The 12634-nt window shown below is 69.2% G+C and carries 11 protein-coding genes; all 11 read right to left on the reverse strand.

The window, feature by feature from the left end; translation table 11 throughout:
* Positions 1-54: 54 nt before the first annotated feature.
* The gene (locus AC4AMJ_RS21885) at positions 55-1125 is read right to left on the reverse strand and encodes an IS110 family RNA-guided transposase (protein ID WP_489914661.1); all 1071 of its coding nucleotides are present in this window, start codon (positions 1123-1125) and stop codon (positions 55-57) included.
* A 555-nt stretch (positions 1126-1680) separates the two neighbouring features.
* A complete protein-coding gene (locus tag AC4AMJ_RS21890; protein WP_489914663.1) occupies positions 1681-3948 on the reverse strand; it encodes a heavy metal translocating P-type ATPase in 2268 nt (755 codons plus the stop codon).
* 15 nt (positions 3949-3963) lie between these two features.
* On the reverse strand, positions 3964-4110 hold the full coding sequence (locus tag AC4AMJ_RS21895; protein ID WP_489914665.1) for a hypothetical protein: 147 nt from the start codon (positions 4108-4110) through the stop codon (positions 3964-3966).
* A complete protein-coding gene (locus AC4AMJ_RS21900; RefSeq protein WP_489899021.1) occupies positions 4107-4310 on the reverse strand; it encodes a heavy-metal-associated domain-containing protein in 204 nt (67 codons plus the stop codon). The genes AC4AMJ_RS21895 and AC4AMJ_RS21900 overlap by 4 nt, the downstream gene beginning before the upstream one ends.
* A gap of 76 nt (positions 4311-4386) precedes the next feature.
* Entirely contained in the window at positions 4387-4680 is a 294-nt protein-coding gene (locus AC4AMJ_RS21905) for a metal-sensitive transcriptional regulator (RefSeq protein WP_489899020.1), read from the reverse strand.
* A 98-nt stretch (positions 4681-4778) separates the two neighbouring features.
* Positions 4779-5864, reverse strand: a complete 1086-nt coding sequence (locus AC4AMJ_RS21910; RefSeq protein ID WP_489914667.1) for a hypothetical protein — start codon at positions 5862-5864, stop codon at positions 4779-4781.
* A gap of 196 nt (positions 5865-6060) precedes the next feature.
* Entirely contained in the window at positions 6061-6936 is an 876-nt protein-coding gene (locus AC4AMJ_RS21915; protein WP_489914669.1) for an alpha/beta fold hydrolase, read from the reverse strand.
* A 31-nt stretch (positions 6937-6967) separates the two neighbouring features.
* The gene (locus AC4AMJ_RS21920; RefSeq protein ID WP_489899017.1) at positions 6968-7867 is read right to left on the reverse strand and encodes an alpha/beta fold hydrolase; all 900 of its coding nucleotides are present in this window, start codon (positions 7865-7867) and stop codon (positions 6968-6970) included.
* A 62-nt stretch (positions 7868-7929) separates the two neighbouring features.
* A complete protein-coding gene (gene nadB, locus AC4AMJ_RS21925) occupies positions 7930-9588 on the reverse strand; it encodes an L-aspartate oxidase (RefSeq protein ID WP_489914671.1) in 1659 nt (552 codons plus the stop codon).
* 147 nt (positions 9589-9735) lie between these two features.
* Positions 9736-11130, reverse strand: a complete 1395-nt coding sequence (locus tag AC4AMJ_RS21930; RefSeq protein ID WP_489918487.1) for an NADH-quinone oxidoreductase subunit N — start codon at positions 11128-11130, stop codon at positions 9736-9738.
* 12 nt (positions 11131-11142) lie between these two features.
* The gene (locus tag AC4AMJ_RS21935) at positions 11143-12633 is read right to left on the reverse strand and encodes a complex I subunit 4 family protein (protein WP_489914673.1); all 1491 of its coding nucleotides are present in this window, start codon (positions 12631-12633) and stop codon (positions 11143-11145) included.
* Position 12634: the final 1 nt, after the last annotated feature.

Raw genomic sequence — 12634 nt, forward strand, 5'->3', positions numbered from 1 at the left:
ACCTCACCACCCGATCCCTGAGGAGCCTCGCGAGGAACGAGCGATGCGACGGTCCTATAGTTTGTCAAGCCGTGCGAGGTCTTTTTTGAGGGCGTGGAACACTTCTCGGGCGATGTAGCGTTTCTGGCATCGGATGATGTCTTTGTGGGTGAGTTTTTCCTGTTCGCGGCGTTCGCGGTAGGCCCGTGAGGGCTGGTGGTGTTTGAGGCGTCCGACCGCGATCATGTGCAGGGCACTGTTGGCTTGGCGGTCACCGCCCTTGTTGATGCGGTGCCGGTTGGTTTTGCCTGAGGAGGCCGGTAGCGGGGCCACGCCACAGAGTTTGGCGAAGCTGGCTTCGCTGTGCATCCGGTCGACGTTTTCGCCCGCGGTGACCAGCAGTTGTGCCGTGCAGACCGTACCGATCTGGGGTGCAGCGATCAGCGTGGGCGCCGCGGTGGTCACCAGCCTGCGCAGGTGGCGGTCCAGCGCGGCGATCTCGGTGTCGAGCTCGCGGTGGCGACGTACCAGCGACTGGGCGGCACAGACGAACGCGGTGCCCGGATCGGCCATCTGAGTCGCGTCGGGTTCGGGCAGCGACTCGATCAGCGCCATCCGGCGGGCTTTGCTCAGCCCGCGCAACCGATCAGCCATCACCGCCGGCGCGGTGGTGCACAGATCGCGCAGTTGGTTGGTGATGGTGGTACGTGAATGGACTGCGGACTTGCGGGTCAGGTGCAGCATGCGGATCGACTCGACGATGCCGGTGGTGTCTTTGGCCGCGGCGCTGGCCCGACCCGAGAGCACCGCGCGGGCCGCGTTGTAGGCATCGATCGCATCGGATTTGCCGTCGCGGTGGCGCACCGCCTCATCCGGGGCGTTGACCTCGATGACCTCGACACCGGCCGCACGCGCCGCCCGAGTCAACCCGGCCCCATAGGAGGCGCTGGACTCGATGCCGGCCGCCTCGATCCGACCGAACCCACCAGCCCACCGCAGCAACTGCTGATAGCCCTGCGCGGTGGCCGCGAACGGCTGATCGGCCACCGCCTGGCCGGTAGCGGCGCCAACCACCGCAGCATGATGGGTGTGCTGATGAGTATCGACGCCGAGAACTATTTGCATGTCAGGCGTAATCACAGTCATGGTGGGAATGTCTCCTTCACTCAACGTGATGGATGACCTCGCCGGGGCGGGTGGACAGGACAGTGAAGAGCCACGACTCGCAGTGGTCGGGCAAGGTCCTTATCAGGTCACACCCGCCCCGGTTCCTAGCAAGGTCTCCAGTTGTTCACGAGCAGCCGAACAGACATCCCTGATGCCGACAAGTCGCGGTCAAAGACCAACCCATCCAACCGATGAGAAGTCAGTCACGAAGAAGGTCAGACCCCAACGACGCCTCCTCGACTACCCACCATCATCCTCACTGTCACGAAGGGCGACCCTTCGTGACGATCCTCCGCTAGCGCTCCGGATCTCCTCAGGGATCGGGTGACGGACCCACGCAGGCGCTGCTCCTCAAGGATCGGGTGACCCACGCAGGCGCTGCTCCTCAAGGATCGGGTGACGGACCCACGCAGGCGCTGCTCCTCAAGGATCGGGTGACGGACCCACGCAGGCGCTGCTCCTCAAGGATCGGGTGACGGACCCACGCAGGCGCTGCTCCTCAAGGATCGGGGAGATTGTGCGACTTCGGTTCTGTCAGCGGGGATGGGCTCGGAAGCGCCGCAATCGGAGGCTGTTGGCGACCACGAACACCGACGACAGTGCCATCGCAGCACCGGCGAGCATCGGATTGAGCAGGCCGGCCGCGGCGATCGGAAGTGCGGCGACGTTGTAGGCGAACGCCCAGAACAGGTTGCCCTTGATGGTGCCCAGGGTGCGGCGGGCGAGCCGAATGGCATCGACCACGGCCCACAGGTCGCCACTGACGACGGTGAGGTCGCCGGCCTGGATGGCCACATCGGTGCCGGTGCCCATCGCGATCCCGAGGTCCGCCTGGGCGAGCGCAGCGGCGTCGTTGATGCCGTCACCGGCCATCGCCACCACATGGCCGTCCCGCTGCAGGTCTGTGATGGCCGACAGCTTCTCGCCCGGCGTGACGTCGGCGATGACGGAGTCGATGCCCACGGCCTGGGCGACGTGCGCAGCCGCGCCGGCGTTGTCACCGGTCAGCAGCACCGGTGTCAGGCCCATCCGGCGGAGTTCGGCGATCGCATCCGCCGACGTCTCCTTGATCCGGTCCCCGACGACGACCACACCGACCGGCCGCTCGTCGAACGACACGACCACCGCGGTGGCGCCTTCGCCCTGAGCCCGGGTGACGGCGTCGGCCAACGATCCCGGCAACGAACCGCCCAGCGCACCAGGCTTCTGGACCGCTACGTGAACCCCGTCCACGGTGCCGGTGACGCCTGCCCCCTCGACCGCGCGGAAGTCGGTGACCTTCGCCGGAGAACCCTGGAATCGACGCGCTACGCCGTCGACGAGCGCCTTCCCGATCGGATGTTCGGAACCCGCCTCGACCGCGGCCGCCGACGTCACGACCCGTTTCTCGTCGGGTCCGTCGGCCACGATGACGCTGGACTGCAACGTCATCTCACCGGTCGTCACGGTGCCCGTCTTGTCGAGCACGATGGTGTCGACGCGGCGCGTGTTCTCCAGGACCTCCGGCCCCTTCAGCAGCACGCCGAGCTGGGCGCCACGACCGGTGCCGACCATCAAGGCCGTCGGTGTGGCGAGTCCGAGCGCGCAGGGGCACGCGATGATCAGGACGGCGACGGCCGCCGTGAAGGCGAACGTCACACCACCCGACACGTTCGCATCAGCCCCTGCGCCGAGCCAGAAACCCAGTGTCGCAACGGCGATCGTGATGACCGCGGGTACGAACCACGCCGAGATCCGGTCGGCGAGGCGCTGCACCTGGGCCTTGCCGGCCTGGGCGTCGGCGACCATCTTCGCCATCTGGGCCAGCGCGGTATCGGCGCCGACACGGTTGGCGCGCACCACCAGCCGGCCGCCGGCGTTCACGGTGGCGCCGATGACCTCATCGCCTTCGGCGACCTCGGTGGGCACCGATTCTCCGGTGATCATCGACGCGTCCACCGCGGACACGCCGTCGACCACGACGCCGTCGGTCGCGATCCGCTCGCCCGGCCGGACGACGAACTCGTCGCCGACAGCGAGCTCGGACACCGGAACCCGGCGCTCGACACCGTCGACGATCACCGCGACGTCCTTGGCACCCAGATCCATCAACGCCCGCAACGCGTCGCCTGCGCGCCGCTTGGATCTCTTCTCGAAGTACCGTCCGGCCAGCAGGAAGGTGGTCACACCGGCCGCGGCCTCGAGATAGATGTTGGCGGTGCCGTCGCCGCGCGAGGCGACGAGGTCGAACCCGTGACGCATTCCGGGCTCGCCGGCGGTGCCGAAGAACAGCGCGTACACCGACCATGCGAAGGCGGCCAGTGTGCCCATCGACACCAGGGTGTCCATCGTGGTCGCACCATGTCGGAGGTTGATCCACGCCGCCCGATGGAAGGGGTAGGCACCCCACACCACCACGGGCGCCGCCAGCGTCAACGACAGCCACTGCCAGTAGGTGAACTGCCAGGCCGGAACCATGGCCAGCACGATCACCGGCAGTGTCAGCAGCGCCGACACGATCACCCGCTGCCGCAAACCGTCGAGTTCGCGATCCTCACGGTCGCGTGTGGACGGGGCACCGGTGTCCTCATCGCCGGCCGCTCGGACCGGGGAGGCGTCGTACCCGGCGTCGCGGACCACGGTGATCAGGTCCGTCGCGTCGAGGCCCGTCGGAAATTCGACGTGCGCCTGTTCGGTGGCATAGTTGACCGACGCGCTGACGCCATCGAGGCGGTTGAGCTTGCGCTCGATGCGCCCGGCGCAGGATGCGCAGGTCATTCCCTCGATGTCGAAGTCGATATGGTCGATGCTGTTGGTCGTCACGATCCCGATTGCCGCCTATCCGCCGTGCTGTTGGTGCATGCCCGGTGGTTGGGTCGGAGCGTCGTCGCCCCACGGGTCGACGGCACGGCCGATACCGAAGGCCATGCCGAAGACCGCCGCGAGCGCGACGACGAAACCGACGATCCGGTAGCCGGGGTTCATGCCAGTTGGTAGCCCGCCTCGGTCACCGCGGCCTCCACCGCGGCCCGGTCGAGCTCGTGGTCGCTGGTGACCTCCACCGAGCCGGTGTCGAGTGACACGTCCACGTTCTCGACGCCGGCGATCTCGCCGATCTCCTCGCGGACCGAGGACACGCAGTGTTCGCAGGTCATTCCTGTCACCGTGTAGGTCGCCGTTGCCATCCGTACCTCCTCATAGTCTCGACGCCGTCTGTCGACGCCGCTGTCAACACGTTGCCGTGCAGTGGTTCTCGTCGATTCAGGACCGGACCAGGCGGGTGATCGCGGCCATGGCCTCGTCGACCTTCTCCTGCCCCGCGGCATCACTCTCCTGCGCCGCGTGCACGACGCAATGGTTCATGTGCTCCTCGAGCAACCCGAGGCCGACGGCCTGCAGCGCCTTGGTCATCGCCGAGACCTGCGTCAGGATGTCGATGCAGTAAGCCTCTTCGTCGACCATGCGCTGCAGACCCCGCGCCTGACCTTCGATCCGACGCAAGCGTCGGAGGTAGTCGTCCTTGCGGCCGATGTAGCCGTGCTGCGCCTGTTCCATGGGTCCGCCCTGTCTCCCGAAATACCGGTACCCCCCTAGGGTACACACCGGGCGCAACCCTGCCCACCGCCGGCGACGCCGGTCAGAAGAGGTCTGGATCAGTCCTCGCGCGAGGGGCGCAACGCCGCGGCCAGCGTCTCGAGCGCTGCCGCCACCTCGCGGAGAGCGGCCGCGACGTCGGTGCCGTCCCGATCTCCCGGCTGCGCACGCGGGGCCGCGGGCTCGGGGCGCTCCATGCCCGCCGACGGCGCACCGCCGTCCGCGTCGGGGAGCCGATGACGATTGGTCGGTCGCACCGCCGTATCAGCGGGCGGCTCCGCCCCGGTGGAACGGCGTCCCGGGCGGTAACCGAGCTGCCCTGACCCGGTGCGGCCGCCGGCCGTGGCGGTTGCAAAGGACGTGCGAGGGTCCGAGCCCGACGGCCGCGGCTGCGCGGATGTCGGCGGCGCGGATGTCGGCGGCGCGGATGTCGGCGGCGCGGTCGACGACGCCCGGGTGTCAGGGCGCTGTGAGTCGGCGGTCATGTGTGCGGGTTGTGGCGCCGGTCCCGCCGGCGGTCCGGGCGGGGTCGGCCGGTTCGGTGGTGCGACTCGATGCGGCCCGGTCGGCGGCGGCATGGGTCCGGTCTGTCCCGGCGCGCGCGAAGGTGGGGTCTGCCGGCCCGACCCCTGCGGCGGCGCAGGTTGTGCCGGGGCCTGCGGCGGACGCGCGGCCGGCGGCATGGGTGGCATCATGTGCTGCCCGGGTGCCTGCTCGGGGCGCGGACGGTGCGGCGCCACGGGCGCGGACCCCGGCACCTGCGTGTTGTTCATCGACGGCGGCCCGGGCCGGGAGTTCGGCATCGGGGGCGATCCCGGCACCGCCGTCGGTGCATGACCGTTGGACGGCGCGAAGAGATGAGCACCGCCATGTCCTTCGTAGTAGAGGCAGGCGGCGCTCTGCGGCGAGCGTGTCGAGCACGGATTGCGTTCGATCAGCGACTGGGCGTGATCGTCGAAGTCGTTCCACTCCAGCCAGAGACGACGGTCGACACGCGGGCGCGTGCTCGCATCGGTGGCGTGGTTGCCGCGGTGGCCTGCGGTGAGCCGACAATGCAGCAGCCATTCCGACTGCCCGGTCAACCCCAGGGCGCTGCGCTCGTCCGGGGTGCAGACGACCGTCGACCAGCAGCCCTCACCGTTCATACGGTCACTCCTTCGCGCGTCACGCGCATGCGCAACGAATAGATCAATCGGCCCGGGCACTCGAGATCACGCGGCGCACGACAACACACCTACCCGACATCCGGTGCGATCGCAGTACCTCCCCGGCGGCAAGTGTACGAAGGAATCGGCCGAAGACGCCATAGACGCGGCGGGAGTGTCGGTGACGGTGGTCGTACTAGGGCTGTTGGTTCACGCCGATGAAGTCGAGGACCACGTCGGTGAACGCGTCGTTGTCGTCCGCGGCCGCGGTGTGCGCCGCATCGGACAGTTCGACGACCTGCGCATCCGGGACGACCCGGCGGAACCCGTCGACGGCGTCGGCGGGAACGACGTCGGACAATTTCCCCCGGATCAGCAGGATGGGAATCGTCAATGATGCGAGTTGAGCCTCGAGCCGGGTGGCCGGGATGAAGTTCGCGCCATCCGGCGCCGACGTCACGAACGCCGGGTCCCAGTGCCAGTACCAGCGACCGTCGTCGCCTTCGCGCAGATTGCGTTTGAGCCCTTCCGGATTGAAGGCCCTGGGCCGATGTGGCAGGTAGTCGGAGATGGCGTCGGCCGCCTCCTCGAGCGAGTCGAAACCGCCGACGTTGCCAGCCATGAAACCCCGCACCCGCTCACCACCGCCGTGGCTGAAACGCGGTACGACGTCGACGAGCACCAACGTCGGCACCGTGTGCGCACCGAGTTCGGCGGCCGCGCCGATACTGCTGAGGCCTCCCATGCTGGCGCCCACGAGCGTGGTGGGTCGGCCGATCTGCCGGACGACCTCGACCACGTCGCCGGTCAGCAGTTCCATGCTGTATTCGCCGCCCGGTGACCAGTCGCTGCGTCCGTGACCGCGGGTGTCCACGGAGACGGCGTGCAGACCGGCGGCCGCGAGGAAGCCGCCCGTCCGCTTCCAGGAGTGGCGGGTCTGCCCACCACCGTGCAACAGCAGGATCGACGGACTGACGGGATCGGAGGCCGGTCGCCATTCGTCGGCACGCAACGTGATGCCGTCGACACCGGTGAACGAGATCTCGCGCGGCGCGATCGTGGAGGTCGGCATGAGTCCGATTGTGCCGCACGTGCGCGGATGCCTAGCCGCCGTTCGGGTCGTCGGCGGTGAGGAATCCGATGATGTGCCGATGGACGGCGTCGGGTCGGTCGAGGTGGAGGAAATGTCCGGCGCCGGCCACGCGGGCGACGTCGCTGCCCGCGGGTAGGTGCTCGGCGAGCCCGTCGACGAACCCGACCTGCATACAACCGTCGTGCGTGCCGTGCAGATAGAGCATGGGGGCGGTGGGTGGTCGCAGCCACGAACCGCCGTCGTGGGCATATCGCGGATGGATCCGGGGCCGCAGCATCGCCCGGTAGTAGCCGAGGACGGCCCGGCGGTGTGGGGTCGTCGGGACCGCGGCGAGTGCGTTGGCGACATCGTCGGGGTCCGGCGCCGGCCCCCATCGACGCCACAGGAACGGGATGAGTCGGTCGAGACTGCGTTCGGGAATCGTCGGTAGTTGATTGAAGCCGATGTACCAGCTCATCCCGATCTGCCGGAGGGCGAGACGGATCTGTGACCAGCCGGAACGTTCGCGGATGGATGCGATCGGGGGGACCGCCATCGCGACCATGCTTCGGAAGGGGTTGTCGGCGCGGGACGCGATGCCGTGCACGGTGAGGGCACCCCAGTCGTGCCCGATCAGGACCGCACGGTCGTCGCCGCCGAGCGCCTCGTGCAACGCGAGCGCGTCGTGGGCGAGGGCGGAGACGTGGAAGTCATGATCAGCGGGGATGGTCGACGGTGCGTATCCGCGCGTGAACGGCGCGACGACCCGGTGACCCGCCGCGGCCAGCGTCGGTCCCAGATGCCGCCAGGTCCAGGCGGAATCGGGAAATCCGTGCAGGCAGAGAGCCAGGGGCGCGCGCGGGTCCCCCCAGGTGAGCGCATGCAGGCGGACGTGACCGAGATCGACGACGATCCGCTCCGGCGCAGTCATGGTCGCCGACGTTACCGCGGATCAGGGCCCGCAAGGTCCCGGAATCGGAGGCCCGACCGCTCTCAGGGCACGAGCACCCCGATCTCGGCGATCGCATCGGTGCCGTGACATTCGGTGATCTCGTCGTCGATCAACCCGAAACAGCGGGCCCGGGCGACGGTGTCGGTTTCCGGATGATCGGTGCGGGTGTGGCAGCCGCGGGATTCGGTCCGGGCCAGTGCCGCGGCGACGACGACGCGCGCGGTCAGGGTGAGCGCGGCATCCTCGACGTCGGACACGGTATCCGGGGATCGGGTCGACGCCCGCCGCAGCTCGTCTCCTACGGCGGCCAGCCCGTCCGCGTCGCGGCGCAGCGCGACCGACGCGGACATCAGGTTCTGCAGGTCTCGCCGGGTGAGCGCCGGACGCTTCGGCGGTGTCGACGGCGCGGCGTCGACCACCGCCTTGTCGCGGCGGGCGGCGGCAACCTCCGCGGCCCGCCGTCCCATCACCAGGCCTTCGAGCAGGCTGTTGGACGCCAACCGATTGGCACCGTGCAACCCGGTTCGGGCCACTTCACCCGCCGCGAGCAGCCCCGGGATGGTGGTGCGCCCGTCGACGTCGGTCAGCACTCCCCCGCACAGATAGTGTGCGCCCGGTACCACGGGGATCAGGCCGCTCGCGATGTCGAGTCCGGCGGCCGCCACCCCGGCGGTCACCGTCGGGAAGCGCGTGACGAAGTCGGGGATGGACGTGACGTCGAGGAAGACACACGGATCGCCGGTCGCGCCGAGCCGTTCTTCGACGGCGTTGGCGACCACGTCGCGGGGTGCGAGGTCACCCAACGGATGTACCCCGTCGGTCACCGACCGGCCGGCGGCGTCGACGAGCTGGCCACCCTCACCGCGCACGGCCTCGCTGATCAGCGTGCGCCGGCCGCGCGCTCCGGCGATGTGGAGCATCGTCGGGTGGAACTGGATGAACTCCATGTCCGCGACCACGGCTCCGGCGCGCAGCGCCAGCGCGATCCCGTCGGCGGTGGCGCCCGCCGGGTTGGTCGTCGCGGCATAGAGATGTCCGGCACCGCCGGTGGCGAGCAGCACGGTGGGCGCGAGGACGACTCGCTGCCGTCCGGAGGTCCGGAAGGCCACGCCCGAGGTCTGTCCGTCCGGGCGTAGGACCTCGGTGACGATCGCGTCGTCGATGTTCGTGATCGGCAGATGACGGGCTGCCTCGCGCAGGCGACGACTCAGCGTTTGCTGCACCTGGGCGCCGGTGGCGTCGCCGCCGGCGTGGATGATCCGGCGCACCGAGTGTCCGCCCTCACGAGTTCGGGCCAGCGAGCCGTCGGCCGCGCGGTCGAAGTCGGCACCCCATCCGATCAGGCCGGATACCGCCGACCACCCGTCGGCCAGGATCGGCCGCGTGGTCTGGGGGTCGGTGAGCCCGGCTCCCGCGGCGAGTGTGTCGGCCAGGTGCAGGTCGACGGAGTCGTCGGGATACTGCGGCGCCACCACCGCGATCCCGCCCTGCGCATAGAAGGTCGCCGTCGATTGCTCCGCCAGGTCCGCGCGCCAGCCCGGTCCTTTGTTGAGCACCACCACGCGCAGTCCGGCCTCTGCCGCGCACAGCGCGGCGGTCAATCCGGCGACACCGGCGCCGACCACGACGAGGTCGGCCCGGGACTCGGCTCCGGGCACCGTGCGGGATAGCCGCCTGTGGGTGGGCCGCCTGTGGCTCATTCTCGCTCCCCTCGCGAAGAGGTCGGTCATCAGTGGACAACCACGACGACCTGTTTTCGATTCCCAGTCGAAAACTCTAGCGCGAGATCCGCAACATGCCCACCGTGCGTCGTCGGCGCTCTGCGGCCCCGGCAGCCAGGACGCGCGTCAGCCGGCCACCAGATCCCATACGGGTCCCGCACCGACACCGATCGCGATGCTCGCTGCAGCGGCGATGACCGCGGTGGCTGCCGCCCAGATCTCGGGTCGTGTCGACACCGTCTCGCCGCCCACCGGGATTCGTCCGAACACCGGCGCCAGCCAGCGCAGATAGAAGAACAGGCTCAGGACTGTGGTGACCACGACGGCCACCGCCAGCCACGCCCGACCTCCGTCCCACGCAGCCGTCGCCGTGGTGAGTTTGCCGACGAACACCGCGGTGGGTGGCGTGCCGACCAACCCGAGCAACGCGACCACCAGACTCCCGGCGAGGACGGGACTGCGACGTCCGAGACCCCGGAATCCCTCGAGATCCCGGATCGTCGGCACGGCCGCCGACACCGCGAACGCAGCGACGTTGGTGACCGTGTAACCGACGAGATAGAACAGCATCGACGGCAGGGCCAGATCGGTGTCGGAGATGACCACCACCGGCACCAGCAGGAAACCCACCTGTGCCACCGTCGACCAGCCGAGCAACCGTCGGGGATCGCGCTGCCAGTAGGCGGCCAGCGTGGCCAACACCATGCCCGCCACCGCGAACGCGGACAGCACCGCAGGCCAGGCGACGGTGTCCGGCACGACGAGCGCCAGCCGGTAGATGGCGACCAACGCCCCGACCTTGGGGACCGTGGTGACGAACGTGGCGACGGCTGCGCCGGAACCCTGCGCGGCGTCGGGGACCCAGAAGTGTGCCGGGACACCGCCCGCCTTGAACAGCAGGGCCGCAGTGACCGCGAGTAGACCGGCGGCGACGATGGCGCTGGGCGCGTCGGGCAGTCGGCGCGCCAGTTCCGCATAGTCGGTGACGGCGGTGACCGCGTAGAGCAGGGTGATCCCGGCGAGCAACACGATCCCGAACAACGCCCCGAGCAGGTATGTCTTCATCGCGGCCTCGGCGCTCTCGGCGGTGCGACGCAACCCGATGAGTCCGTAGACCGGGATGCTCGCGAGCAGAAACCCGGGGGCCAGGACCAACAGGTCCTCGGCGCCCGCGACGACGAGCGTGCCCGCGGTGGCGAACAGGATCAACGCGTACGTCTCGCTCTCGCGGTCCGAACCGGAGATCTCGCCGCCGGCGATCGCGAGTACTGCAAGCGCGCCGATCGCGGCCGCGATCCGCACCACGTCGGTGGCCGTGTCGGCCACGAAGGCACCCTCGAACGCGGTCGTCGTGGCACCGGCCATCGCGATCGCCGCGAGCACAGCGCTACCCAGCAGCGCTACCGCGGCACCGATGCGGGCCCACCATTGCCGGGAGCGCGGCAGGAACGATCCACCGATCAGCACCAGCAGCCCACCGCCGAACAGCAGGATCTCCGGCAGCATCGCCAGTGGGCGCATCCCGTCCATCGGCTACCGTCCCACCAGGCCGACGAGGGCCGACGCCGCCGGCTCGATCACGTCGAGCAGCCAGCGCGGGACGACACCGATGAGGACGGACAGGGCCAGCAGCGCACCGACCGAGGCCACCTCGGTGACCGTCAGGTCGGCGAATCCGGTCGAGTGACCGGACGTCGGGCCGGTGAACACGCGCTGCAGCGCCCACAGGAACAGCCCGGCGACGATCAGGATGCCGACGAGCGCGATCGCCGTCACCGGCACCGCGGCGATGCTGCCGGTGAAGATCTGGAACTCGGCGATGAACCCGGAGAAGCCGGGCAGGCCCAGCGAGGCGAAGGCGCCCAGGGCGAACAGCGTCGCCAGCCGCGGCGCCGACGACGCCAACCCGCCGTAGGAGTCGAGGTCGTAGCTGCCGGCGCGGTCGAAGAACACTCCCGCGAGCAGGAACAGCGCGCCGGTGATCAACCCGTGGCTCACCATCTGCGTGACCGCACCGGTGACCGCGACCGATCGGGCGTCGGCGGTACCGCTCGCGAGAACTCCGGCCGCTCCGAGACCCACCAGGACGTAACCCATGTGGTTGACCGAGGTGTAGGCGATCATCCGTTTCAGGTCGGTCTGGGCGAGCGCGACCAGCGCGCCGTAGATCACCGAGATGACCCCGATGGTGATGATCACCGGCGCCCAGTCCTGCCAGGAGGACGGCAGCATGGGCATCGCCACCCGGACGAATCCGTAGGTGCCCATCTTCAGGAGCACACCGGCGAGCACCGCCGAACCGATCGCGGGTGCATCGGTGTGCGCGGGTGGCAGCCAGGTGTGGAACGGGACGGTCGGGGTCTTGATCGCCAACCCGAGCAGAAGTGCTGCGAGGATGAGGCCGCCGGTCACCGTGCCATCCGCCGAAGGCGGGGACGCGGCGAGTTCGACCATGTCGAACGTGTGCGGGTCGGCGACCACATAGAGGCCGATGAATCCGAGCAGCAACACCAACGACCCGACGAAGGTGTAGAGGAAGAACTTGAGCGCGGACCGCCGGGCGTCGCCGTGGCCCCAACCCGCGATCACGAAGTACATCGCGACGATCGACAGATCGAAGAAGACGAAGAACAGGATGAGGTCGGCGGCGACGAACAGACCGAGACTGACCGACTGCAGGAACAGGAACAGGGCCACCTTGGCACGGGACCGTTCGTCGTCGGTGCGCATCGAGTACACGGCGCACGCGAGAAAGATCACCGCCGTCATCGCGACCAGCGGCAACGACAGTCCGTCGACCCCCACGTGATAGCTGCTGTGCACGCCCGGAATCCAGGGGACCTGTTCGGTGAGCGCGAGGCGGCCCGGTGCGGGTGTGTCGTAGACGATCCATGCCCACACCACGAGCGCCACGTCGGCCGCGGCGATGGCCACCCACCACCGACGGGCGGCTGCGGCCGTCCAGCCCGGCACCAGCAACGCCAGCGCCGCGGCCAGAGGTCCGAACACGATCAGACTGAGCACG

This window comes from Gordonia sp. LMA484, from assembly GCF_058129505.1.